This window comes from Sphingomonas sp. FW306-05-A (assembly GCF_058782275.1).
In genome coordinates this window covers 33507-58464 of the sequence record NZ_JBYSXN010000002.1, presented here as the reverse complement: position 1 = coordinate 58464, position 24958 = coordinate 33507, and the positions used below count along the sequence as shown (strand labels likewise).

Here is a 24958-nt window from a genome sequence, read left to right as displayed (position 1 = left end):
GCCGCTGCTACCCCCACGCCGCCGTCATGCTGAACTCGTTTCAGCATCCACCGTGCAACGGGCGCGAACCGGACTTGCGGCGCGGTGGACCCTGAAACGAGTTCAGGGTGACGGTGGGAGAGGGAGGGCTGCCTGACGCCGGGGTTGCGCCACTTCGCGCAAGCCGCCATTTCAACCGCATGAGCGAGCAACAGACCGGCGTGCCCGAACAGCGCGAGCGCCTCGTCAGCCGGGTGCTGGCACCCAATCCGTCGCCCTTTACCTACACCGGCACGCAAGTGCATCTGGTCGGAACGACCGATCTCGCGGTCATCGATCCCGGCCCGGACGATCCCGCACATGTCGCCGCGCTGGTGGCGGCGATCGCCGGACGGCCCGTCACCGCGATCGTCGTCACGCATACGCACCGTGATCACAGCCCGGCCTCGCGCCCGCTCGCGGCGATCACCGGCGCGCCGATCGTCGGGTGTGCCCCGCTCGCGCTCGACGATCTGGGCCCGCGCGCCGACGCCTCATTCGACGCAGACTATGCGCCTGACCGCGTGCTGGCGGAGGGCGACAGCTTCGGCGGGGAGGGGTGGACGCTCAGCGCGATCGCAACGCCCGGGCACACGTCCAACCACCTCGCCTTCGCGCTGCCCGAGAGCAAGGCGTTGTTTCCCGGCGATCATGTGATGGGCTGGTCGACCAGCATCGTCTCGCCGCCCGATGGCGACATGGCGTCCTATATGGCGAGCCTCGAGAAGCTGCTCCCGCGCGACGACCGGATCTATTATCCCGGGCACGGCGATCCGATCGAAAACCCGCAGCGGTTGGTGCGCGGGATGCTCGGGCATCGCAAGCAGCGCGAGGGGCAGATCCTGCGGCTGCTGCGCGCGTCGTCCGAGACGATCCCCGCGATGGTCGCGCGGATGTACGTCGGGATCGACCCGCGGCTGTTCTCCGCCGCCGAACGCTCGGTGCTGGCGCATCTGATCGACTTGCGGCAGCGCGGGCAGGTGCGCGAGACGGGGGACCTATGGAGCGCAGCGGCATGAAATTCCTCGGCAAATTTGCGGGCGCGCTGGCGCTGATCGCTGTTTTCATTCTCGCCGTCTTCTGGGGACTGGGGGCGCTGGTCGAGCATAAGCTCGCGGGGCCGGACCCGGTGACGATCGCGAGCGGATCGTTGCAGGGCCTGCGCGAGCAGAACCGGCTGTCGGCGTTCGCGGCGCGCTACGTTGCGGTGTCGACATCGACCCAGTCGCAATATGGGCTGACCAGCAAGAAGACGCTGATCATGCCGGGCAATGTCGAATACCGCGTCGATATGGCGAAGCTGACCGCGCGCGACGTGACCTGGGATGCGAAGACGCGCACTTTGGGGGTGACGTTGCCGCCGATCGAGGTCTCCCCGCCGCAGATCGACCTGACGCAGATCCGCGAATATGGCGAGGGCGGCTTGCTCTCCGCGATCAGCGACGCGGATGCCAAGCTGGAAGCCGCGAACCGTTCGGCGGGGCAGCGCGAACTGGTCCGCCAGGCGCATGAGCCGGTACCGATGAAGCTGGCACGTGACGCAACGCGCCGCGCGGTCGAGCGGAGCTTCGCGTTGCCGCTGAGTGCTGCCGGGCTCGATGCGACGGTCAAGGTGCGTTTCGCGGACGAGGCGCATGACAATAGCGAAGTCTGGGATACCACGCGGTCGATCGCGGAGGTTCTGGGCAACCGCGGGTAGCCAGTGCCTTTGCCTGACGTCGTGTATGCAAGCGCCACACGGAGTTGCTACCCACCTCTCCGTCATTCCCGCGCAGGCAAGACCTCTGCATGAAGGCAATCGGAGGTTTGTTCGTCGCCCCGCGCCCAAAAGCTGCCGTCATGCTGAACTTGTTTCAGCATCCACTGCGCAACGGGCATAGTTCGGACTGGCGGAGAGCTGGATCCTGAAACGAGTTCAGGATGACGGGCGGGTTTTGCCGAGGCCATGCCTTCGCAGGCATGAGGGGGGCGTGCCACGGCTTCGGCGGCGGCGTGAAGCGTCCCGCTATTTCCCGTCCACCCGCAATATGGTAACGCTTGCGTATCGAGATTTTCGGGGGAGAATCGGGGGTGGCGACGCAAGTTGGCGCGGCGGGGGCTTCGGTCGAACGCGACCGCGCGTTTTTTTTCGCGATGGCGATGGCGATGGCGATCGTCGTCACGACGATTTCCGGCTTCGCGCTGCAATTCGCGGCGGGTCGCTCCAGCCTTGCATCGCCGTGGTGGGTGCATCTCCACGGCGTCACCGCGGTCGGGTGGCTCGCGCTTTATGCGACGCAGAATTTCCTTGTGTTCCGCGGGTCCTTCGTGGCGCACCAGCGGCTCGGCATGTTTGCCAGCGTCTATCTCGCCTGGATGGTCGTGGCGGGGCTGTCGATCACGGTTCTGTCGGCAGCGGCGCACCGCATACCGCCGTTCTTCGAACCCAACGTCTTCCTCGTGATGGACTGGCTCAACACCGCGGTATTCGCAGGGTTCACCTGGGCGGGGGTGGCGTTGCGCGCGCAGTTCGACTGGCACCGGCGGCTGATGCTGTGTGGCGCGGTACAGGTAATGACGCCGGGGATAGGGCGGTTGCTACCGCTGCCGCTGATGGGAACGTGGATCCTGTGGTCGATCTGGCTGGTGATGATGGTCTATCTATCGGTAGCGATTGCGTATGACCTGTTGACGCGCGGGAAGGTTCACCCGGCCTATCTGTGGGGCGTCGGCGTGATCACGGTGACGGTTGCGGCGATGCGGCCGATTGCCTTCTCGCCCCCCGTTCTCGCACTCACGGAAACACTCACGGGTTGATCGCTGCTCCCGCACGGGCCATGTGAGCCGCAGATAAAGGCGGGAGCATGGGTATGGACGCACGCGGTGGTATCGGGGGGACGCTGACGGGGCTCGACCTGCGTGCGGAAATCGACCGGCTGCGCAAGGATCGCAACGCGGTGATCCTGGCGCATTATTACCAGAAGCCCGAGATCCAGGATCTTGCCGACTTCGTCGGGGACAGTCTCGATCTGTCGAAGAAGGCCGCGGCGACCGATGCCGACGTCATCGCCTTCTGCGGTGTGCGTTTCATGGCGGAGACCGCCAAGATCCTCAGCCCCGACAAGATCGTCGTGCTGCCCGATCTCGATGCGGGCTGCAGCCTCGAGGACAGTTGCCCGCCCGACCAGTTCGCGGCGTTCCGCGCGGCGCATCCCGATCACATCGCGCTGACCTACATCAACTGCTCGACCGAGGTGAAGGCGTTGAGCGACGTGATCGTCACGTCGTCGTCCGCCGAGAAGATCCTCAGCCAGATCCCGCTCGACCAGAAGATCATCTTCGGGCCGGACAAGAACCTCGGCGGCTATCTCGCGCGCAAGACCGGGCGCGAGATGCTGTTGTGGCCGGGCGTGTGCATCGTCCACGAGGCGTTCAGCGAGACCGAGCTGCTCAAGCTGCAATTGCAGCACCCAGGCGCGCCGGTCGCGGCGCACCCCGAATGCCCGCCGTACATCCTTGACCATGCCGATTACGTCGGGTCGACCAGCGGGATCCTCAGCTTCGCGGATACGATGCAGGGCGACACGCTGATCGTCGCGACCGAGCCGCACATCATCCACCAGATGGAGAAGGCTGCCCCGGGGAAGCGGTTCATCGGCGCGCCGGGCGCGGACGGGAACTGCAACTGCAACATCTGCCCGTATATGGCGCTCAACACGATGGAAAAGCTCTACGTCGCGTTGCGCGACCTGAGTCCGCGGATCGAGATCGAGGAAGGGCTGCGGTTGCAGGCGAAGAAGAGCCTCGACGCGATGCTCGCGATGGCGAGCGGGACGGTCGGGATGGGCGACCTCGGCCCGTTGCGCGTGACGGGCGACTGAGCCCCCGTCAGCGCGGGGTAAGGTGAAGGTAGCGCGGGTTGAAGTCGCTCGCGTCGCGCAGGCCGGCCCAGTCGACGATGCGGATCTGGCGACGATCGCGCTCGATCAACCCGCGCTGGGCGAGCGCCTTGAGCACGCGGTTGACGTGGACCGGCGTCAGTCCGACGGTATCGCCGAGCTGTTCCTGCGTCATCGGCAAGTGATCCGCACGGGTCGACGGGATTCCGGCGACTTCGCGGCGGAGCGAGAATTCGCATAGCAGATGACCGACCCGCGTATGCGCGTCGCGTCGCCCGATGTTGACGATCCATTCGCGCAGGATCGACGATCCGATCAGCGACATCCGCCATAGCGCCGCCGCGACCGCAGGACGATCGGCCACGAGCGTGCGGAGCGCCCCGGCGTCGATGTCGACGACCTGCGCGCGAGTCAGCGCTTGGACGTTGTGATCCGCTTCTTCGAACCACGGATTCTGGAGGTCGACGAAATCCCCGGGGATCTGCAGCGAGACGATCTGGCGCGCGCCGGTGCTGGTCAATCGCTGGGCATAGGTAAAGCCGCCGAGGATGAACGAACAGCGTACCGGCTTCTCGCCCTCCCGGACCAGATAGGCGGAGGGTTCGACCTGGCGTTGGGTGAGGATCAACCTGCGGATCGCAACGTGGTCATCCGGATCGAGCACGCTGTGGCGTGAAAGACTAGCGATAATGACGTCGTGTATCGAGGGTATCGGCATCACGTTCCAAACGAAGGGGGTCTAGTGCACGTCACGTAAAATGTGTGGAAGTCATTGTAATCGTCCGGTGTCATCTTGACGTAGCACAAGCGTAAATATTGTTGCCGACTTTTTGCAACATAAAGTCGGAACACAGGTTAAGTACAAAAAGGTTGATAAACGATATCTTGCAACTTCGGGGACTCGCTGTTCCGACGGGAATTCCATGTCAGGATTGCGCCGGATCACGCACGCGACGGGCCACGAATTTGGGCTGACCCGCTCTCGCTGCCACGGTAAGGCGGGGCATGACCGATCCATGCTTTGCCCTCGACGGGTTCGATCTCGCCGCCTTCGTCGCCGCCACGCTTGCCGAGGACATGGGCGAGGCCGGCGACATCACCGCGCAGGCGGTGATCCCGGCGGACGCGCGCTTCACCGGGGTGATGGATAGCCGCGAGGAGATCGTCGTCGCGGGATTGCCGATCGCCGAGGCGTTCTTCCGGACGCTCGACCCTGCGGTGACGATCGAGTGGCTGGTTGCGGACGGCGACCGGGTCGCGGCTGGAAGCGACGTGCTTCGCCTGTCGGGCAACGCGCGCGCCTTGCTGACCGCGGAGCGGTCCGCGCTCAACACGGTGCAGCATCTGTCGGGAATTGCGACGCTGACGCGCACGTACGTCGACGCGATCGCAGGGACAGGCGCGACTTTGCTCGATACGCGCAAGACGATCCCCGGGCTGCGGCGGCTGGAGAAATATGCGACGCGGATGGGCGGCGCGACCAATCATCGGCTCGGGCTGTGGGACGCAGCGATGATCAAGGACAATCATGTCGCGGTGGCGGGCGGTGTGGCGGCAGCGGTGTCGCGCGCGGTTGCGGCGGGGATCGCACGGATCATTGTCGAAGTCGACTCGCTGGACCAGATCGCCCCCGCGCTGGATTCGGGCGCGACGCATCTGCTGCTCGACAACATGGATCCGGCGACGCTCCGCCGCGCGGTGGCGGAAGTCAGCGGGCGTGTCCCGACCGAAGCATCGGGCGGCGTTCGGCTGGATACGATCCGCGCAATCGCGGAGACGGGGGTGACCTACATCAGCGTCGGCCGCCTGACCCAGTCCGCCCCCGCAGTCGATATCGGGCTCGACTTCACGCCGCAGTCCTGACGCCAGCCTATTGGTCGCAAGCTACTAGTGTCGCGAGACAAACAGGCTAAGCTCATCATCATCGTTTTGGGGGAAACGAATCATGCACCGTCCCATTTCCATTACCTGGTTCGAGCGCTGCTATCTCGGCGGCGTCGCGGTCGGGCTGCTCAACGTCGCGCTATCGTGGAACCAGTCGCTCGGTCGACTGGTCGCAAACCCCGGCGCACAGCAGTTCGGACCGTCTTTCGCGGTCAACATGCTGTTGATCGGGACCGCGATCAGCGTCGCTATCTCGGGGGCGCTGTGGTTCTTCGCCGCGCGTCGTCGCGCGGTCGTCGCCAAGTGGCTGATCACCGCATTCTTTGCGCTGGTGCTGGTCACCACACTCAGCGCCGCGCTGACGGGCAAATTGCAGCCGGGACTGTCGGGCGTGCTGGGAATCGTCGGCCTCGTCCTCAACGGGATCGCGGTATGGCAATTGTTTCGCCCCGACGCGCGCGTCTGGTTTGAGGAAACTGCAGCATGAAGAACGCCCTCATCGCGCTCGCGATGCTCGCCGCACCGGGCGTTGCGACTGCCCAAACCGAGCAATGCAGCGTTCCAGCGACGCTGCCGCGCCCGCATCCCGATCTGCCGTCGGCCAACCAGCCGCAGCGGATCCTGCCGATCGGCGGCTACACGCTCGCGCTGACCTGGGCGCCGGAATATTGCCACACCAATGCACGCGATCCGCAAGCGCGCTTCCAATGTCGCAGCGGCAACACGTTCGGCTTCACGCTTCACGGGCTGTGGCCCGACGGGGTCGGCAAGGAGTGGCCGCAATATTGCGCCGCGACCCCGCTGCTCCCCGCGACGCTGATCCGGCGGACGGTCTGCGCGACCCCGTCTCCGCAGTTGATCCAGCATGAGTGGGCAAAGCACGGGACGTGCATGGGGATCACCCCCGACGCCTATTTCGCGCGTTCGACAGGCCTGTACGGGCGGCTTCGCTTCCCTGACCTGCGCGCAATGTCGCGCGGGCCGCTCAATGCCGGACAGATCGCCGCAGCGATGGCGCGCGCCAATCCCGGGCTTCCCGCGCAGGCAGTACGCGTGACCGTCAACAAACGCGGCTGGCTCGACGAACTATGGCTGTGCCTGGACAAGCGTTTCGTTTACGAGCCCTGTCATGCAAATTCCGGGGGCGTATCCCCGGCCACCGCTGTGAAGGTGTGGCGGGGGAAAGCCTGAGGGCAGGGGCGCAGATCACGCTGGTTGCGTGATCTGCCGCCTCACACCTGATCGACGACCGCGCCCGCGGGATAGTGCTTGTCCAGGTGCCGCTTGATGATCTTGAGGTTCCGCGTGTTCGAGCGGAACATCAGATCGGGGATCGCGCCGATGAACGGCACGAGCCCCAGCGTGAAATCGAGCCCGACATTGCCGAACATCCGCGCCATCTGCATCTTGGTCATGCCCAGGTTGCGTGCTTCCCAGACAATCCAGCTGCCCATCGCCGCACCGACGATGTCCCCGCCGATCGGCAGGATGTTGAGCATGAAATCGAGCCCGACCTTGCGGTTGAGCCCCGGAATGGTGAACAGCCCTTCCAGCAGGCGCTCCATCGCCTCGATCCGCTGGCGTACCGCCGCAGGATCCTTGCTGGCATAACGCGCCGCCATCTCGGCGAAGTGCGGGGAAGACATGCGTGTCGTGTTCTGGGCCATAGTGTATCAATTGGTGTCTGTACGAAGATGATTCAACGGGTGCCATGCTCGGCTGTTCGCGGCCCATGCGCGTAGCCGCGGCGCAACGAGCGACCATCGCAATGGCCGGGCGATCGGGATGAAGGCGACATCGCTCGCGAGCGCCGCATCCGCCGCGGCGATCTGTTGCGCGCGCAGCCGGGGCGAGTCCGCCTCGCGCGCCGCTTCGATCGCGAGTTGCGCGGCCCCGCTGCACGGTTGGCAGGCGCGCGCGACATACCAGCGGGCGCTGTCATAGGGGGCGACTTCGTCGATCAGGCGCAGGTCCGCGGGCGCATCGGGGCCAACGCGTTCGGGCGCCATGCCAAGCGACAGCAGGGCCCCGGCGACATAGCCGTAGAGGATCGTCGCGCCGGGTCCATCGGGGAGCGCGACGCGGATCCGAACGTCACCGGGGTTGGCCGCGCGCCACGCATCGATCGTCGCGCGCGGGGATCGTTCGTCGGGGGCAAGGGGCTGCGTCCACGCTGCAAGCGCGGGCGGTGCCGCGGAATCGAGCTGCTCGGGGAGCAATTGTGTCGTGGATTCCCACTCGGGCGAGATCGCCGCCGTGAAGCCCGCCCGGTCGATGCTGCGCGCGATCGCAGCGCGGTTGACCGGACTGGCAAGCACGCCATCACGGCTGGTGAACGCCAGGCCGAACAGACCCGCAGCTGGATCGAACCGCCGGCTGATCGGGGCGATCCTGGTTTCCAGCACGATCGGCCAGTCGACGAAGCTGCCTCCCAGGACCGCGTCCGAATGACCCGCCTCGAAACGCGCGATCGCCATTGCCGCGCGTTCGCCGATCAGCCGGGCGTCGTCATTCGCGGAGGGCTCGGTGGCCTGGTCATCGGCTGCGCGCGATGGATCGAACGCGGGGCGCAGCCGCACGACGGGTCCGCGCTGCGCGAGAATCCGGTAAGGCCCGCTGCCGCCCGGTTGCGCGATCCGGACGATCGCGAGTTCGGGCTGCGCGAACAGCTTGAGCAGATCGGGACGCGGACGCTTCAGCCGGATCTCGATGACTTCGGGGGTCATTTCGACGATCTCGTCGATCGCGGTGAGGAACGGCACGAGGACGTTGCGGGATTGTGTTGCCAGCTGGCGGCGCAGCAGCTTGACGACGTCCGCGGCCGTCACGCTGCGGCCGTCGGGCCACTCGGCATCCCGCAGCCGGAAGATGTAGCTGGTGCCATTGTCGATCACGCTCCAGCGTTCGGCGATGCCGGGCTCGATCTGTCCCGCGGCGTCGAACCGCACGAGGCCCTGCGCGGTCGCATCGAGCAATACGCGCGCGGACGGGTCCAGCCGTCCCTTGGCAGGATCGGCAAGGGCGGGCGCGGCACCGATCGCGCTGACGACGACCGGGCCGCTATCGGGCTTGGGCGCACACGCCGCGAGCACTGTCGCGATGCCGAGCAGTAGCAGCGATACTGCAGGGCGGGGCAAGGGGGAGCGGGGCGGGGGGGAGCGGCGGGGGGGCGGCAGCAGCATTGGCTACCTCTGCCATCGCGAGCACGCCTGCGCCACTCCTCTCGGCAATCACGGGGCACCACGATCTTGCCCGGAAGCGACCCGTTTCGACGATTGATCCCAGCGCGGCGGGAGATCGTCCGTCGGGTAGAGCGAAATGCTTCAGGCGTCGCGCCGTGTAAAAGATCGGGCGGATGCCGGACATCAGAAACCAAATCGTTTGAGCATGATGTAGTATTTGGTTAATAGGCACCTAACTTTTGTTGGCAGCGTTCGGGAATTTGTATTGAGTACTCAGCCGCTGCGGCAGTCCCATGGCGACGTGGTTGCCAAGCGACCCGCACGATTCAGGGCGCTCGACCAGGTCCGCGGCCTTGCCATTTTCTGCATGATCCTCGCGCACTTCGGACCCGGCGTTTACGAGCGCCTGGGGATCGGCGGTACGCCGCGTGCGATGCTCGATCTTATCGGCAGACTGGCGACCCCCGCCTTCGTGTTGATCTTCGGAATCACGCTGGCGATCATCTACGTGCCGAAGGCGCGCAAAGCGCCGGATGCGACGATGCGCGGGCTGATCAATCGATCCGGACTGGTGTTGCTATGCAGTCTGATCGTCTCGCTGCACGGGACGGTCAATGTCCTGATGACGAGCGACGAGCCGGCCTTCTGGTTTCGCTTGCTCCTCGCGCAATACAGCGTGTTGACGTTCTATACCGTCGCCATTTTCCTCACCGCGCTCGCGGTCCGGTTCATCGCGCAGGATCCTGTGCGGATCGGCTTCCTGGGGGGTGCGCTGCTGATCTTCATCGGCAGTGTGCTTGGCTATGAGGCCTTCCCTTTCCAGGGCGAGAAAGCGATCGAACTGGTGCGATTGCTGTTCGTCTCGGGCAAGTACGGCGTGTTCGTGATGATGGGCTGTGCATGGCTGATGATCGGCGTCGGCGTGCTGATCCGCAATCACCGGGCGAACGGCACGTCGTTCCACCGCGACGTGATGGCGATCGCGCTTGGCATGGCGTTGCTGGGCTTGAGCGACGGTCGCGTTGTTGGCTGGCGGACGCTGGGGGATCTGGCATCGGGGTACGCGGCACCGCCGCAATTCTGGTATCTGGCGATGGTCGGCGGCGCGATGCTGTCCGCGCTGGTCGCGCTCGACCGCTATACGGTACCGGTTGTCGGGTTCGTGCTGGAGCGTATCGGGCGCTATCCGTTGAGCATCTACGTCGCGCATAGCCTGGTCCTGCCGGGCGTGGCGCTGCTGCGCTGGGCCGCCCCGACGTTGCCGGAGGCGATCGGCACGGTCGGCTGCTTGCTGCTGTTTATCGGGTTCTGCGTCTACAAGGTCTGGGCATCGACAGCACCCGATCGTGCGCGGCGTACCCTGGCGGTGCAGGGCTGAACCGCCCGTCGCTCCGATCCGGCCGAGCCGGAGAGGGGGCGGTCGTGCTGCGGTTGATGGCGCGTCAACAGGCGCCGGGCCGGGTCCGTGCAGGACCCGCGCCGGCGTCCCCGGATTGAAAGTGTGCAGTGCCAGGAGCTTGGTGCGGACGGCGGGACTCGAACCCGCATTCCGAAGAGGGAGATTTTAAGTCTCCTGCGTCTACCGATTTCGCCACGTCCGCAACGCGACGTGCCAAGCGCAAGTTGCGGCCTGCGTCAAGCGGACGATGCCGCTTGCGGTCCTGGCACGTACGGGATGTTCGCGTCAGGCGACGTTGAGTCGCTGCCGCATTTCCTTGCCGGGCTTGAAATAGGGGACGCGCTTGGCGTCGACCGCGACCAGTTCGCCGGTGCGCGGGTTGCGGCCCGTACGGGCGTCCCGCGGGCGCGTGGAGAAGGCGCCGAAGCCACGAAGCTCGACACGGCCTCCCGAGGCCAGGCGTTTGGTGATTTCTTCGAAAAATGTCGTGACCAGCGCTTCGACATCACGCGGCGACAGATCAGGGTTTTCGTTGGCGAGCATCTCGACGAGTTCGGAACGGATCATTGCGTTTTTTCCCACCCCTTACGGACCCATGCCCCCACGGTATGGATAAGGCCGTATCGGCACTGATTTACCGCAACTCCACCAACGTACAAAGGCAAATTACGACGTCAAAAGAGAGACAGGGGTCGTTCTTTCGAACGACCCCTGAATAGTCTTACTTCTTGGTATCGCTGTTCTGTGCCTTGAGCGCTGCGCCCAAGATGTCGCCAAGCGACGCGCCCGAGTCGGACGAGCCATACTGTGCAACAGCCTGCTTCTCTTCGGAGATCTGCATCGCCTTGATCGAGAAGGTCGGCTTCTTCGAACGATCGAAACCGGTCACCATCGCATCGAACTTCTGTGCGACCTGGAAACGCTCCGGACGCTGCTCGTCACGATCGCGGCCGAGATCGGTCCGCTTGATGAAGCCCGTCGCGCCGTCGTCACCGACCTGCACTTCGAGCCCTGCATCGCGCACTTCGAGCACCGTGACGGTGACGATCGCGTTCTTGTTGAGGCCCGACGACGCATTGCCGCCTGCTGCAACCGTGCCTGCCGCCGGTGCGCCACGCTCGAGCTGCTTCATACCAAGCGAAATCCGCTCCTTCTCGGCATCGATGTCGAGCACGATCGCCTGAACGACCTCGCCCTTGCGATGCAGGTTGAGCGCGTCCTCGCCCGACACGCCCCAGGCGATGTCCGACATGTGGACCATGCCGTCGACGTCGTTGTCGAGGCCGATGAACAGACCGAATTCGGTCGCGTTCTTGACTTCGCCTTCGACGGTCGAACCGATCGGATGCGCTTCAGCGAAGGCCTCCCACGGGTTGTTGATCGCCTGCTTGAGACCAAGCGAGATACGACGCTTGTCGGGATCAACCTCGATGACCACGACATCGACTTCCTGCGAGGTCGAGACGATCTTGCCCGGGTGGACGTTCTTCTTGGTCCAGGACATTTCCGAAACGTGCACCAGGCCTTCGATGCCCGGCTCCAGTTCGACGAACGCACCATATTCGGTGATGTTCGTGACGCGGCCGGTGAGCTTGGCACCAACCGGGTACTTCGCTGCTGCACCTTCCCACGGATCGCTCTCGAGCTGCTTCATGCCGAGCGAGATACGCTGCGTATCCTTGTTGATGCGGATGATCTGAACCTTGACGGTATCGCCAATGTTGAGAACTTCCGAAGGATGGCCGACGCGCTTGTAGCTGAGATCGGTGACGTGGAGCAGGCCGTCGATGCCGCCGAGGTCAACGAACGCACCGTAATCGGTGATGTTCTTGACGACGCCGTCGATGATCTGGCCTTCAGCCAGCGACAGGATGAGGCCCGAACGCTGCTCGGCGCGGGTCTCTTCGAGGATCGCGCGACGCGACACGACGATGTTGCCGCGCTTGCGGTCCATCTTGAGGATCTGGAACGGCTGCGGGATATCCATCAGCGGGGTGACATCGCGCACGGGGCGGATGTCGACCTGCGAACCCGGCAGGAAGGCCACGGCGCCGTTGAGGTCGACCGTGAAGCCGCCCTTGACGCGGCCGAAGATGACGCCCTCGACGCGTGCCGACTTGGCGAATTCGGTTTCGAGCGTGTCCCATGCGGCTTCGCGGCGTGCGCGGTCGCGCGACAGCATTGCTTCACCGTGGACGTTCTCGACGCGGTCGACGAACACTTCGACTTCGTCACCGACCTTGAGGTCTGCCTTCTGGCCCGGCAGCGCGAATTCGCGCAGCGGCACGCGGCCTTCCGACTTCAGGCCGACGTCGATGACGGCGAGGTCGTTCTCGATCCCGGTAACGGTGCCCTTGACGACGCGACCTTCGAAACTGTCGGCACCGCCGAGGGTCATTTCGAGAAGGGCGGCGAAATCGTCGCGGGTTGGGTTTGGCTGAGTGGCCATAAAGTGATGCGTTCCTAAATCATGTTCCGGCCAGCCGGTTGTCTCCGGCGGTCTTGGCCAATATTGCCGCGACGACCGAATGCCGGACGCGACATCCAGTCAGCGGGCACGGGAAAGGTTTTTCCGCAAAACGCGAAAAAGGCGCAGGAGGATAAATCTCCGCGCCTTCCTGACCAGGAATGCCTGCCAATCGGACAGCGCGCCCTAGCCGAAGCGGTGGTGAAAAGCAAGGTGCCGGCGCTTGTGGCGCGGTGGCGCGACGGTGGTTGGCGTCGGGTGGAATATGCCGCCGATCTGGGGAGCGCTGCTGACGCCAATGCACGCGCATCCTGCTGTGCAAGCAGGGGCCCAGAGGTGCAGGCGTTGTGCCGTGTAACCCTGTGTTGCTGCTTGCGCAGGAGAGCATCCGTCAGGCGGCGGTTCTCGCATCCACGATCGCGATCGCGCGCTGGACCGAGGCCTCGATCGACAGGAAGCTCGTGTCGAGCAATGCTGCGTCCTGCGCGGGCACCAACGGCGCGGTCGCACGGGTCGAGTCGCGCAGGTCGCGGGCGCGGATGTCGGCAAGCACCTTATCGAGGCTGAGCGTTGATCCGCGCTCCTTGAGTTCCGCGTGGCGGCGTTTCGCGCGGATGTTGGGGGTGGCGCGGACGAACAGCTTGGCGTCGGCGTCGGGGGCGATCACCGTGCCGATGTCGCGCCCGTCGAGCACCGCGCCACCGTCCTGATAAGCGAACCGCTTCTGCCGGTGGAACAGCGCCGCGCGCACCAGCGGATGCGCCGAGACGACCGAAGCAAGCGATCCGATCTCGTCGCTGCGCAGACTGGCGTCCTCGAGCAGCGCATCCTCGAAATCGCACGCCGCCACGGCATCCGCCTCGATCGCGGGATCGAGTTCAAGCTGCGCGACCCGCGCCGCGACCGCGCGGTACAGCAGGCCGGTGTCGAGATATGGCAGGTCGTAATGCCGCGCCAATGCGCGCGCGATCGTGCCCTTGCCCGAGGCGGCGGGTCCATCGACGGCGATGATCATGCACGCGCTCCCGATCGTGCCACGGTCATGCGGACGAGCCCGAACGCCGCGATCGCCGCCCAGGCGAGTTCGAGGCACAGCGCGGGCAGATTGTAGTTCACGCTCAGCGACAGCGCGAGCAGCGCCGCGCCGAGGAAGTTGAGCAGCGTGGAGAACAGATCGGGCGCGGCGTTGCGCAGCGTCTGGTGGGCATAGCCGATCAGGATCGTCAGCGCGCCGACGAACCCGATCAAATCGGCAGTGGAGGCAGTCATCGGTCGGTGGCACCCTGGAGTTGCGCGATCTGGTCGAAGAACGCGGGGTAGCTGGTGGCGACGGGCGACATGTCGTCGAGCGTCACGGGCGTATGGCAAGCGAGCGCGGCGACCGCCATGCTCATTGCGATGCGGTGATCGAGCAGCGTCGCGATCGTCGCGCCGCCGGGGAGGGGGGCGCCGCCCGAACCGTGGACGATCATCCCGTCCTCGACTTCTTCCACCCGCGCGCCGATCGCACCGAGTGCGGCCGCCATCGCGGCGATCCGGTCCGATTCCTTGACGCGCAGTTCCTCTGCGCCGCGCGCGATCGTCGTACCGCTCGCGAAGGCGGCGGCGACGAACAGGATCGGATATTCGTCGATCATGCTCGGCGCGAGGTCGGCGGGCACTTCGATTCCCGACAGCGGCGCATAGCGGACGCGCAGATCGGCGACCGGCTCGCCACCGACGTCGCGCGCGTCGCATTCCTCGATGCTCGCGCCCATCATCCGCAAAGCGGTGAACAGGCCGGCGCGGGTCGGGTTGAGGCCGACATTCTCGACCGTGATGTCCGACCCCGGCACGATCGTCGCGGCCACCACCAGGAAGGCGGCGGACGAGGGATCGCCGGGAACGGTGATCTGCTGCGGCTTGAGTTCGGCCTCGCCGCGGATCGAGATGATCTTGCCCTCAGGCGACTCCTCGACCGTCACGTCCGCGCCGAACCCGCGCAGCATCCGCTCGCTATGATCGCGAGTCGCGACGGGTTCGATCACGCGGGTGACCCCCGGCGTATTGAGGCCCGCGAGCAGCACCGCGGACTTCACCTGCGCCGAAGCGACGGGGAGGGTGTAGCTGATCGGGATCGCCGGGCAGATCCCGCGCAGCATCAGCGGCAATTGCCCGCCGGGGCTCGCGGTGACTTCCGCGCCCATTTGCGACAGCGGCGTGATGACGCGGCCCATCGGGCGCTTCGACAGCGAAGCGTCGCCGGTGAAGGTCACGGTGATCGGGTGGCTCGCGACCAGCCCCATCAGCAGACGCGTCGACGTGCCGCTGTTGCCCATCTCCAGCGCGCCCGCGGGTTGGAGCAACCCGCCGACCCCGACGCCGTCGATCGTCCACACGCCATCGTCGCCGCGCACGATCGTCGCGCCCATCGCGCGGAGTGCCGCGGCGGTGGCGAGCACGTCCTCGCCCTCGAGCAGCCCCTCGACCCGGCTGGTGCCGACCGCGAGCGCGGAGAACATCAGCGAGCGATGGCTGATCGACTTGTCGCCGGGAACGCGGACGCGTCCTGCCAGCGGACCGGAGGAAGGGATTTCGAGCGGGGTGGGGGCGGGATGCTGCATCGGCCCTGCGCTTTGACAGTGCGCTTGCGCTATGGCAAGGCGCGCCCCACTTTGCGGCGTTCGCGTTGCAAGCTCTCAAATTCAATTTTGAAGAAGGTCAATCGGCCCATGATACAGCCGGAATGGGGCACGAAGCGTACGTGTCCGAAATGCGCTACCCGCTTCTATGATCTGGGCAAGGAAGATCCCGTCACGTGCATCAATTGCGGTGCGCATTGGGAGCCCGAGCCCATCCTGAAGTCGAAGCAGCCGCTGCCGTTCGAGCAGGCCAAGCCCGAGCAGGTCAAGAAGGACGACGATCTCGCCGGCGACGACGAGGATATCGACACCGGTGAAGACGAGGAGCCCTCGCCCGACGACGAAGTCGATCTCGGCGGCGACGACGACCTCGGCGTGGAAGCGCCCACGGAAGACGACGAGCATTGATCGGCGGACCGACCCGCGCGCCTTGGCGCGCGGGTCGGTCGCGATAAAATTTTCTCGAATTTTCGGCAAAGCGACGTTCCGCGCTTGCCAACCGCGCCGCCCCTCGGTAGGGGCAGCGCCTTCCCGCCGCAGACCCACTGGGTCAGCGCAGAAACGATGGGGCCGTAGCTCAGCTGGGAGAGCGTTCGCATGGCATGCGAAAGGTCAGGGGTTCGATCCCCCTCGGCTCCACCATCTTTCGTCATACCGATGGACTTCCATTGTCTCGGCATGACACTCCCCTTCGCATTGCGAACCCCAAAACCCTAAGCTAGACGCTTCTCCCATCCGCCATTTGGCCTACGCCTATTCGAAGTTGGGAAATCATGCGCACAGTGGCGATCATCGGTACGGGGTTCGTGGCCGATCTCTACGCGGCCTCGCTGCGCACCTTCCCTGATATTCAGGTCGTCGCCTGTTATGATAAGGACGCCGAGCGGTTGCAGCGCTTTTGCGCGCACTGGCAGCTTCCCGCGGTCGACAGCATCGATGCGGTACTGACCGGTCCGGCGACGCTGGTGCTCAACCTCACCAACCCGCACGCGCATTTCGAGGTCAGCCGGCAATTGCTCGAGGCGGGCAAGCACGTCTATTCCGAGAAGCCGCTCAGCATGCGGATGGAGGATGCGGTCGTGCTCCACGCGCTCGCCAAGGCGCGCGGTCTGCAGATCGCCTCGGCGCCGTGCAGCCTTCTCAGCGAAGCCGCGCAGACGTTGCGGCTCGCGGTCGAGCAGGGGCGGATCGGCGTGCCCAAGCTGGTCTATGCCGAACTCGACGACGATTACATTTCGCAGGCGCCACTGACCAAGTGGAAGAGCGAGTCGGGGACGCCGTGGCCGATCGAGGACGAGCTCGTCGTCGGCTGCACGCTCGAACATGCAGGCTATTATCTGACGTGGCTGATGGCGATGTTCGGCCCAGTGCGGACGACGGTGTCGGCGTCGGCCGGGCTGGCGGACGTGTCCGGCCTGACCAGCGCAGAGACCGCACCCGATTATTCGTCCGCGACGCTGTTCTTCGAAAGCGGGGTGGTCGCGCGGCTGACGTGCAGCATCCTCGCGCCGCATGACCACCGGATCCGCGTGATCGGCGATCGTGGCGTGGCGAGCGTCACCGAATCCTGGGACAATCGCGCGGCAGTCAAGGTGCGGACGCGGCACGTCATCCGCCGCCGGATGATCAATAGCCCGATCGCGCGCAAGGTCCCGTCGCCCGCGTTCACGCGCCACCCCACGGTCAAGCGTCGCGGCGCGGCATCGATGAACTTCATGCTTGGGCCAGCGGAGATGCTCGACGCGATCGCGGCGGGGCGCGAGGCGCGCCAGGCGGGCGATTTCGCGCTGCATCTGACCGAGGTATCGCTCGCGATCCAGTCAGCGGGGGAGAACACCGGCGCGCAGCACATGACGACGCGCTTCACGCCGTCGCCGGTGACGCACTGGGCGGGCCAGCGGACCAGCGTGCAGGGGTCCTGAGCGATGGCGCAGGACATTCGCGTCGCGGTGATCGGCACGGGCTATATCGCGCATACAATGGTCGCCGCGATCGGGCATGTGCCGGGTCTGACCGTCGTCGGCATCTGTTCCGCCAGCGCCGAGCGAGCGCGGAGCGTGGCGGACGCGCTTGGGATCGCGACCGCTTTCCCCGGGCTCGACGCAGTGCTCGCCGATCCGGGCGTGGACGCGGTCTATATCGCGAACAATAGCGCCGATCACGCGGCGGCGGCGATCAAGGCGATGGAAGCGGGCAAGGCGGTGCTGACCGAAAAGCCGTTCGCGGTCGATACAGCCGAGGCCGAGCGAGTCGTTGCGGCCGCGCGGCGCACCGGCGTGTTGTTCATGGAAGCGGTCGCGACGCCGTTCCTTCCGGCGGTCCATACCGCGCTTGCCGATGTCGCGTCTGGGCAGCTTGGGCCGGTGCGGCATTTGTCCGCAAGCTTCGGCTATCCGACCACGCCCGCGAGCCATCCCGGCTGCTATGCCGCGGTGGGGGGTGGTGTGTTGCTCGACCGCGCGGTCTATCTGGTGACGCTCGCGCGGCTGGCGTTGGGGCCAGTGGTGGACGTGCGCGCGCAGATCACGCGTGGCGCGAACGGCATCGATACCGAGGCTGCGCTGTTGCTCACGCATGCAAGCGGCGCGACCGCGCAACTCTCCGCATCGCTTACCGCGCTGCTGGGCAATGCGATGACGATCGGGTGCGAGCGTGGTGCGGTGACGGTCGCCGCGCCATTGCTGTCGTCGGAGAAGATCGCGCTCGATACGGTCGCGCCGCCATCGCGCCCGACGGGGGAAAGCGGTCTGCGCGACCGCATCAAGGCGCGGCCTGCCTTCCGGCGGCTGGCGGACCTCGCGCGGATGCGCAAGACGCGCTTCGCCGCGTTTGGCGCTAGTCCTTACGTCCCCGAGCTGCTGCATTTCCGGGATCTTTACCGGTCGGGTGCGATCGAGAGCCCCGTACTGCCGGTGGAATTGTCCCTGGACGTCATGCGCGTGCTCGATGCCGCACGGGAAGATCGCCGATGAAGCTCGCCTATCTGATGAACTCCTACCCGATGACGAGCACAACGTTCATCCGCGGGGAAATCGAGCAACTGGAAGCGCTCGGTCAACCGGTGAAGCGCTTCGCGGTGCGGCATTGGGAAGGCAAGCTGCTCGATCCCGACGATATCGCGGAGCAGGGGCGGACCGAATATCTGCTGACGGGCAACCTCGGTCGGCTGATCCTGTCCGCGCTGGCCGAGCCGCTGGTCAACCCGGGCGGCCTGTTGCGCACGCTGCCGGTGTTCCGCCACGTGCTGAGCCAGTCGCGCGGCGGATTCGCCAAGAACGTCAACTATCTGTTGCAGGCGATCTATCTGCGGCGGCGGACGCGGGCGCTCGGCATCGATCATGTCCACACGCATTTCTCGACCAATGCCACGACGGTCGCGCTGCTCGCGCATCACCTTGGCGGGGCGCGCTACAGCTTCACGGTGCATGGCCCCGACGAGCTGGTCGATCCGAAAGAGAACGCCCTGGGCCGCAAGGTTGCCGATTCGGCCTTCACCGTCGCGATCACGCAATACTGCCGTGGGCGGATTCTGGAAGAAGCGCCCGATCATGCGGCCAAGGTCCAGATCATCCACTGCGGGATCGATCTGACCAAGTTCACGCAGGCGGCCACCCCCGGCGAAGCGGGGCGGTTCGTCTGCGTTGGCCGGCTTTGCCCGAACAAGGCGCAAAGCCTGATCCCCGCCGCAGTCGCGATGGTGTGTCGGGAATTCCCGCAGGTGCAGGTTGACCTGATCGGCGATGGCGAAGACCGCGCCCTGATCGAGGCGGAAATCCTGCGCCACGGGGTTCAGGACCATGTCCGCATCCTCGGCTGGGCAGATGCGCCGGGAGTCCGCAGCGCGATCACGCGCGCGTCGGCCTTGCTGCTGCCCAGTTACGCCGAAGGGTTGCCGATCGTGCTGATGGAAGCGCTGGCGCTGGGGCGTCCGGTGCTGACAACGACGATCGCGGGGATCCCCGAACTGGTCGATGACGGCTGCGGCTGGATCTTCCCCTCGGGCTCGGTCGAAGCGATCGCAGATGCCCTCCGCGCGGCGCTGCGGTCATCGCCGGAGCAGTTGATGGCGCTCGGGCAGGAAGGCCGTCGCCGGATCGAAGCGCGGCACGACGCGACCCGTTCGGCCGAACTGCTCGAACGTGCACTGGTCTCGCCGGTCACGGTGGCAGGCTAATCGCGAAGCGACGGCAGGGCGGGCCATCGAGGCCCGTCCTGCCGCGCTTGCATAGCTTTACTGGTTGGCGGCAATCGCCTCCAGGACCGCACGGCGCTTCGGTGTTTCGGAAACGGGTTGCCCCGCATATTCCCGAATACCCCACGCCCCATATTGGTTGATCGCGCCGGTCGCCGAATAGAGCGTCACCGTACCACCCACCTTGGTCTTCCAGTCGCTCAGATAGCGCTGGTAGATGTCGTGCATCAGCGGGCTGCGCTGCATCCGCATCGCAACGTCCGCGCTGGCCGCCGGCGGAACAATGTGTTGCCCCCCCTCATAGGAGAGATAACGCTTGCCCCATTTGGTCGCGCTGGCCTTGTCCGACACCGCCAGTTCGATCGTCTGAGCTCGCATCGTTTCAAGCGAGGCGAATAGCGTTGGCAGGTCCGTTACCCCGACGTTGACCGTCCGTAACAGGCTGTGGCCGAAATACGGCGCGGTTGCGATGGCATCGACCCATTGCTTGGTATCTCGGAAGTTCATCATCTGATCGATGCCGGACCCGTTGCCGTTCTGCAGATTCAGTACGCGCACGAGACGTGCCGGATTGTCCTCAAAGGCAGACGTCAACAGCTTGTGGAACCAGACGGACTTTTCCGCATAGCGCAGAAGATTATTCGAATAGCGATCCGGGGACAGGTTTCGTGCCAAGCCCTCGTTCAGCACGACGTTGCCGATCGGGAACGCATAGTTCCAGGTCTCATTCGACAGTTCGAAATAGGCCTTGCGACCGGGTGCCAGTCGGTCGTGCACCAATTTGCCCAGTGCCCGGACATACCCCTCGTCAGCATTCCACGGCACCGTGAACCACGGATCCGAGCCGGCCGCATTCGCGAGATCGACCATATGTTCGAGGGCAATGCCGTCAGTGCCGTCTTGGACGAGACGCTGGGGAACCGAGCGAGCCGCCCACGTCACGCTGGCCGGGTTGCCGTTGGCATCGGACCAATCGAGGAAGCGCAGTACGCGATAGGATTTCAGGTCGTCCACGCTCCTCTGATCGAACACGCCATTTGCTACCAAGCCGGGTTCGCGGCAGTCGAGATTGGCAAGGGGATCCGATGCATTGACTGAATCGACATAGAGCAACATGCTTGGAAGCGTCGTTCCAATCCGCCCCGGCCAGGTAAACGTAACAGCGTGATTGGCGGGAGCCGTCTGCGTAGCGCCGGAGATCCGGATCGTGCCGCTACCACTCCAGGTACATTTGATTTGCGTGGCTTTCCCGGCCCAGACCGTCTGCGGAATGTTGAGGAACAAGGCCGCGTCGATCAACGGCGTACCACCTGCGGTCAGCTTCGCCTTGGGAACATCTGCCCAGGATGCGGAGGGATTGCGCCACGCTCCCGTGGCGAAGGCCAGATTGGCGAATGTACGTTCGGGACTATAGTAATTGCTGCCCGCCACGTTGATGCCAATCGCAAATGCTTCCGCGCCGGGTGACGGTACCTGCGTCGGCGTTGGCGTCGGTGTTGGTACCGGCGTCGGCGTCGGCGTGGGTTTGCCCTTCACCACGATGACCGGCGTGGAGGAACCGTTGCTCGTGCTCGATCCCCCAACCCCGGCGGCGAATGCCCCGCCGATGATCGTTGCGCCGAGCAGCGTACCGATAATGACCTTTTTGCGGGAGGACGCAGACGATGCGTCGCCGACGGAAGACTCTGCAACCTTGTTGTTGGACACCGATTTCTACTTTCCTTGCGGTGCTGTGCGCACGCCAGCACGAGATGTTCAGCCATAGCGAGTCGATCGGAAGAATCCGATCGACCGCCACTGTTCGGGAGAATGTATAAGAAGGGATATGGCCAGAACTGGAAAACACTGGCGTTACAGTGCTTCTACTGGGTTCTTTGATATTGGGCAAAGCACGCCGGAAACGCTTTGGCATAGTTGCGCCACGTTTCACCGTCATTCAGACAAAAATATTCGTTACGCCCAGCGTCTTGTGACGGGGCGGTGCATGGCGTTGTAGCGGCGCGATTCTGCACCGCACCAAACGCAGGGCTCAGACCGCGTCCTCGAGCGAGAAGCGGTCGTCGTCCTCGTCATAGGCAAAGACCTCCGCATAGCGTCCCCAATGCGTCACGGTGCGCAGCGTCTCGTCGGCATAGTCGGGGGACATATGGTCCTCCAGTTCGTCCCGGAACCGCCGCGCCGGGGCGATATGCCCGCTGCGCTCGTCGAGGATCCGCCGGATGTGCTGCGCCAGCGGGACATGCGCGAGCAAAGCGCGCGCGAACATCGCCTTGCGGTCGTCGACGTCCGCCTCGACATAGCGCCGCGCCGCCGGGGTGAGCAGGATATCGGCACCCTGAAGTTCCGCGAAGCGCAACAGCTGGAGCGTTTCGGCGATCGGGAACAGGTCGTCGATCTCGAGCTGAAGCTGATCCGCGAGGTCCGCCATCGGCGCGCGTCCGTCGAAGGGGGGGGCATCGACTTCCTCCATCAGGCCGGCGAGCGCGTTGGTCGACACGCGCGGCAAGACCATCTGGATGCCGCTGCCGGGGAACACGCCGTCCTGCGCGGGTTCGGGCGTAGCGCGCGCGGTCATGCGCGCGTAAATGTCGTCGACCAGCGCGCGGAACGCCGGATCGAGCCGGTCGCGCGGCTGCGGCAGGTCGACCGTAATCTCGGCGGCGACTCGTCCGGGGTTAGAGGAGAAGACGAGGATGCGGTCGCACATCAGCACCGCTTCCTCGATATTGTGCGTGACGATCAGGATCGACTTGATCGGCATCCGCCCCTCGGACCACAGGTCGAGCAGGTCGGTGCGCAGCGTCTCCGCGGTCAGCACGTCGAGCGCGGAGAAGGGCTCGTCCATCAGCAACAGCGACGGATTGACCACGATCGCGCGCGCGAGCCCGACACGCTGGCGCATTCCGCCCGACAATTCCTTGGGGTAGGCATTCTCGAACCCGTCGAGCCCGATCAGGTCGATCGCGGCGAGCGCGCGGGTGCGGCGTTCCTCTGCTGGCACGCGCTGCGCCTCGAGCCCGAGTTCGACGTTCTGGAGCACGGTCAGCCACGGGAACAAGGCGAAGGTCTGGAACACCATGCTGACGCTGGGTGTGCTGCCGTCCTCCTCGGGGACGAAGGCGATGCTGCCTTCGTCGGGCTGGATCAGCCCGGCGATCGAGCGCAACAAAGTCGACTTTCCCGAGCCCGACCGACCGAGCAGCCCAACGACTTCATTCTCGACCAGCGTCAGCGCGACATCGTCGAGCACGAGCAACGCGCCGCTCGTCCCGCCCTTGCCGTAGCGGTGCGTCAGATGCTCGATTTCGACGAGCGGGCGGGCGGGGGCAAGCGAGGCGAGGGTGGCCATGATCGTAGGCTCCTTGAGGACTCGGGAAACGGGCTCAGGCGAGGCGCAAACGGCGGTCGGCATAAGCGTAGAGCGGGCGCCACAGAAGCCGGTTGAAGCCGATCACGAAGACCGACATCACCGCGATGCCGAGCGTCACGCGCGGGAAATCGCCTGCTGTTGTCGCCTTGGCGATATAGCTGCCGAGACCGTGCGCCTCGAGCCGTTCGCTCCCCCAAGACACCGCTTCGGCGACGATGCTCGCGTTCCACGATCCGCCCGAGGCGGTCAGCGCGCCGGTGACATAATACGGGAAGATCCCGGGGATGCCGAGCTGCCGCCACCATTGCCAGCGTCGCACTCCGAACATCCCCGCCGCCTCGCGCAGATCGTTGGGGATCGCGCTCGCGCCGGCGATGACGTTGAACAATATGTACCACTGCGTGCCGAGCACCATCAGCGGCGACAGCCAGACGTCGACGTCGAGATGCCAATGGACAATCGCGATGACCGCGAACGGGAACAGCACGTTGGCGGGGAAGGCGGCGAGGAACTGGGCGACCGGCTGGAGCCGCTCGGCCCAGCGCGGACGCAGGCCGATCCAGACGCCGATCGGCACCCAGACCAGGCTCGCCAGCGCGATCAGCACGAGCACCCGGAGCATCGTGATCATCCCGAGCCCGAAGGCGGTCAACGCATCGCCCCAGGCAAGATGCCGCGCGACATAGCCGAATACGACCCAGGCAGCCGCGAGCAGCGTGATCGTAACGAGCGCAAGCCACAGCATTTGCCCAAGCGACCGGCGTGCGATCGGGCGCGGAGCGCGCCGCGCTTTGACGGGCGCACGATCGAGCGCGATCAGCGCCTGTCCGAGCCACCGCAGCGGCGCGAACAGTACGGGCAGCAAGCGCGTCCTGCGGAACACGTCATACGCCCAGCTGGTCGGCGCATCCTGCGACGCGGTCTGTTCGAAACGGAAGCGGTCCGCCCAGGCGACGACCGGGCGGAAGACGAGCTGGTCGTACAGCAGGATCACCACCGCCATCGCCCCGACCGCCCAGCCGACCGCGCGGAAATCCTGCCGGTCGATCGCAAGCGCGAGCCACGATCCGATCCCCGGCAGCATGATCCGCGTGTTGCCGACGCTGATCGCTTCGGACGCGACGACGAAGAACCAGCCACCCGACATCGACATCATTGCGTTCCACACCAGCGACGGTGTCGCGAACGGCAGTTCGAGCCGCAGGAAGCGCCGCCACGGCGACAGCGCGAACCCTTGCGATACTTCGGCCAGATCCGCCGGGACCGAGCGCAACGACTGGTAGAAACTGAACGCCATGTTCCATGCCTGGCTGGTGAAGATCGCGAAGATCGCCGCGAGTTCGACGCCGATCTGCTGCCCCGGGAACAGCCCCATGAAGAAGGTGACGGTGAACGTCAGGAACCCGAGGATCGGCACCGATTGCAGGATGTCGAGCGCGGGGACGATGATCATCTCGGCGCGCTTGCTCTTGGCGGCGAGGGTCGCGACGACGAAGGTGAACAGCAATGACGCGCCAAGCGCCGCGAACATCCGCAGCGTCGTGCGCAGCGCATAGCCCGGCAGGTGCCACGGATCGAGCGAGACCGGATCGATCCGCAAGTCCGCCAGCGGTTGTGCTACCCCCGCTGCGCCCTTGGCGACGAGCACGGCGAGTGCCGCAAGCAGCAGGAAGGCGATTCCGTCCGCCCAGCTTGGCGTCGTGATGCGCCAGGCGCGCGGGAAGGGACGCAGGCCGCGGATGATCCGGGCCGGCGCGATCGAAGGATAGTCTCGCATCGTCTCACCTCATCGGACGCCGTCGACGGCGCCCGCGCGAGACTGATCGGATCAGGCCCGGCGAAGCGCCCCCGACGGCGCGGTCAATCGACTACTGTCGCTTGGCATTTGCTGTTTCGCGTCCTTGATTCGCGGCCACCGGGCCGATTTGCGCCGCTTGCGACGGGCGG

Annotated in this window: 24 protein-coding genes and 2 tRNA genes; 14 read left to right on the top strand and 12 right to left on the bottom strand. The window is 65.4% G+C overall.

All coding sequences use genetic code 11. The features are described from left to right. Positions 1-179 precede the first annotated feature (179 nt). The 4 genes from AC3WJR_RS09130 to nadA all read left to right on the top strand — a co-directional run bounded on the left by AC3WJR_RS09130 (position 180) and on the right by nadA (position 3878). Positions 180-1037: an MBL fold metallo-hydrolase gene (locus AC3WJR_RS09130; RefSeq protein ID WP_492724370.1), complete on the top strand. Its 858-nt coding sequence runs from the start codon at positions 180-182 to the stop codon at positions 1035-1037. Next, positions 1034-1717, top strand: coding sequence for a DUF4230 domain-containing protein (locus AC3WJR_RS09125; RefSeq protein WP_492724368.1), 684 nt, complete (start codon positions 1034-1036; stop codon positions 1715-1717). Before AC3WJR_RS09130 ends, AC3WJR_RS09125 begins: the two co-directional genes overlap by 4 nt. Before the next feature lie 338 nt (positions 1718-2055). After that, on the top strand, positions 2056-2814 hold the full coding sequence (locus AC3WJR_RS09120; RefSeq protein ID WP_492724366.1) for a hypothetical protein: 759 nt from the start codon (positions 2056-2058) through the stop codon (positions 2812-2814). A gap of 53 nt (positions 2815-2867) precedes the next feature. Next, complete coding sequence (gene nadA / locus AC3WJR_RS09115; RefSeq protein WP_492726075.1) at positions 2868-3878, top strand: quinolinate synthase NadA; 1011 nt, start codon at positions 2868-2870, stop codon at positions 3876-3878. Between the two features lie 7 nt (positions 3879-3885). On the opposite strand, the gene AC3WJR_RS09110 is transcribed toward nadA, so the two are convergent. Further along, on the bottom strand, positions 3886-4560 hold the full coding sequence (locus tag AC3WJR_RS09110; protein ID WP_492724364.1) for a Crp/Fnr family transcriptional regulator: 675 nt from the start codon (positions 4558-4560) through the stop codon (positions 3886-3888). Positions 4561-4901: 341 nt separating this feature from the next. On the opposite strand from AC3WJR_RS09110, the gene nadC reads away from it, so the two are divergent. The 3 genes from nadC (at position 4902) to AC3WJR_RS09095 (ending at position 6971) form a co-directional block, all read left to right on the top strand. Further along, positions 4902-5759 (top strand): carboxylating nicotinate-nucleotide diphosphorylase, encoded by an 858-nt coding sequence (gene nadC / locus AC3WJR_RS09105; RefSeq protein WP_492724362.1) that lies wholly within the window; start codon positions 4902-4904, stop codon positions 5757-5759. An 82-nt stretch (positions 5760-5841) separates the two neighbouring features. Continuing rightward, positions 5842-6267, top strand: coding sequence for a hypothetical protein (locus AC3WJR_RS09100; protein ID WP_492724360.1), 426 nt, complete (start codon positions 5842-5844; stop codon positions 6265-6267). Further along, on the top strand, positions 6264-6971 hold the full coding sequence (locus AC3WJR_RS09095) for a ribonuclease T2 family protein (RefSeq protein WP_492724358.1): 708 nt from the start codon (positions 6264-6266) through the stop codon (positions 6969-6971). Before AC3WJR_RS09100 ends, AC3WJR_RS09095 begins: the two co-directional genes overlap by 4 nt. A gap of 41 nt (positions 6972-7012) precedes the next feature. Here AC3WJR_RS09095 and AC3WJR_RS09090 read toward each other — a convergent pair whose 3' ends face one another. After that, entirely contained in the window at positions 7013-7426 is a 414-nt protein-coding gene (locus AC3WJR_RS09090; protein WP_492724356.1) for a DUF4112 domain-containing protein, read from the bottom strand. 27 nt (positions 7427-7453) lie between these two features. Further along, complete coding sequence (locus AC3WJR_RS09085) at positions 7454-8962, bottom strand: ABC transporter substrate-binding protein (RefSeq protein WP_492724354.1); 1509 nt, start codon at positions 8960-8962, stop codon at positions 7454-7456. 265 nt (positions 8963-9227) lie between these two features. On the opposite strand from AC3WJR_RS09085, the gene AC3WJR_RS09080 reads away from it, so the two are divergent. After that, on the top strand, positions 9228-10340 hold the full coding sequence (locus AC3WJR_RS09080) for an acyltransferase family protein (protein ID WP_492724352.1): 1113 nt from the start codon (positions 9228-9230) through the stop codon (positions 10338-10340). A gap of 140 nt (positions 10341-10480) precedes the next feature. On the opposite strand, the gene AC3WJR_RS09075 is transcribed toward AC3WJR_RS09080, so the two are convergent. The 6 genes from AC3WJR_RS09075 to aroA all read right to left on the bottom strand — a co-directional run bounded on the left by AC3WJR_RS09075 (position 10481) and on the right by aroA (position 15431). Next, positions 10481-10563 (bottom strand) — tRNA-Leu (locus AC3WJR_RS09075). 83 nt (positions 10564-10646) lie between these two features. Next, positions 10647-10928, bottom strand: a complete 282-nt coding sequence (gene ihfB, locus AC3WJR_RS09070; RefSeq protein ID WP_354284489.1) for an integration host factor subunit beta — start codon at positions 10926-10928, stop codon at positions 10647-10649. Positions 10929-11082: 154 nt separating this feature from the next. Beyond that, the gene (gene rpsA / locus AC3WJR_RS09065) at positions 11083-12810 is read right to left on the bottom strand and encodes a 30S ribosomal protein S1 (RefSeq protein WP_354284491.1); all 1728 of its coding nucleotides are present in this window, start codon (positions 12808-12810) and stop codon (positions 11083-11085) included. Between the two features lie 409 nt (positions 12811-13219). After that, on the bottom strand, positions 13220-13843 hold the full coding sequence (cmk, locus tag AC3WJR_RS09060) for a (d)CMP kinase (protein WP_492724349.1): 624 nt from the start codon (positions 13841-13843) through the stop codon (positions 13220-13222). Next, positions 13840-14097, bottom strand: coding sequence for a CBU_0592 family membrane protein (locus AC3WJR_RS09055; RefSeq protein ID WP_492724347.1), 258 nt, complete (start codon positions 14095-14097; stop codon positions 13840-13842). The genes cmk and AC3WJR_RS09055 overlap by 4 nt, the downstream gene beginning before the upstream one ends. After that, complete coding sequence (aroA, locus tag AC3WJR_RS09050; protein WP_492724345.1) at positions 14094-15431, bottom strand: 3-phosphoshikimate 1-carboxyvinyltransferase; 1338 nt, start codon at positions 15429-15431, stop codon at positions 14094-14096. Before aroA ends, AC3WJR_RS09055 begins: the two co-directional genes overlap by 4 nt. A 108-nt stretch (positions 15432-15539) precedes the next feature. Here aroA and AC3WJR_RS09045 point away from each other — a divergent pair, with 108 nt between their 5' ends. From AC3WJR_RS09045 to AC3WJR_RS09025, 5 genes are all read left to right on the top strand, one after another. Further along, the gene (locus AC3WJR_RS09045) at positions 15540-15857 is read left to right on the top strand and encodes a TIGR02300 family protein (RefSeq protein ID WP_354284600.1); all 318 of its coding nucleotides are present in this window, start codon (positions 15540-15542) and stop codon (positions 15855-15857) included. 158 nt (positions 15858-16015) lie between these two features. Continuing rightward, positions 16016-16091, top strand: a tRNA-Ala gene (locus AC3WJR_RS09040). Between the two features lie 131 nt (positions 16092-16222). Next, positions 16223-17371 carry a Gfo/Idh/MocA family protein gene (locus AC3WJR_RS09035; protein WP_492724343.1) on the top strand — a complete coding sequence of 383 codons (1149 nt, stop codon included), beginning with the start codon at positions 16223-16225 and terminating at the stop codon, positions 17369-17371. Positions 17372-17374: 3 nt separating this feature from the next. After that, positions 17375-18421, top strand: a complete 1047-nt coding sequence (locus AC3WJR_RS09030; protein WP_492724341.1) for a Gfo/Idh/MocA family protein — start codon at positions 17375-17377, stop codon at positions 18419-18421. Next, positions 18418-19623 (top strand): glycosyltransferase family 4 protein, encoded by a 1206-nt coding sequence (locus AC3WJR_RS09025; RefSeq protein WP_492724339.1) that lies wholly within the window; start codon positions 18418-18420, stop codon positions 19621-19623. Before AC3WJR_RS09030 ends, AC3WJR_RS09025 begins: the two co-directional genes overlap by 4 nt. 57 nt (positions 19624-19680) lie before the next feature. Here the strand turns inward: AC3WJR_RS09025 and AC3WJR_RS09020 are convergent, their stop codons facing one another. Continuing rightward, positions 19681-20940, bottom strand: a complete 1260-nt coding sequence (locus AC3WJR_RS09020) for a hypothetical protein (RefSeq protein ID WP_492724336.1) — start codon at positions 20938-20940, stop codon at positions 19681-19683. Positions 20941-21058: 118 nt separating this feature from the next. On the opposite strand from AC3WJR_RS09020, the gene AC3WJR_RS09015 reads away from it, so the two are divergent. Beyond that, positions 21059-21406 (top strand): hypothetical protein, encoded by a 348-nt coding sequence (locus tag AC3WJR_RS09015; protein WP_492724334.1) that lies wholly within the window; start codon positions 21059-21061, stop codon positions 21404-21406. Between the two features lie 264 nt (positions 21407-21670). Here the strand turns inward: AC3WJR_RS09015 and AC3WJR_RS09010 are convergent, their stop codons facing one another. Both AC3WJR_RS09010 and AC3WJR_RS09005 read right to left on the bottom strand, forming a co-directional pair. Beyond that, on the bottom strand, positions 21671-22990 hold the full coding sequence (locus tag AC3WJR_RS09010; protein WP_492724332.1) for an ABC transporter ATP-binding protein: 1320 nt from the start codon (positions 22988-22990) through the stop codon (positions 21671-21673). A gap of 34 nt (positions 22991-23024) precedes the next feature. Then, entirely contained in the window at positions 23025-24788 is a 1764-nt protein-coding gene (locus tag AC3WJR_RS09005; RefSeq protein ID WP_492724331.1) for an ABC transporter permease, read from the bottom strand. Positions 24789-24958 lie beyond the last annotated feature (170 nt).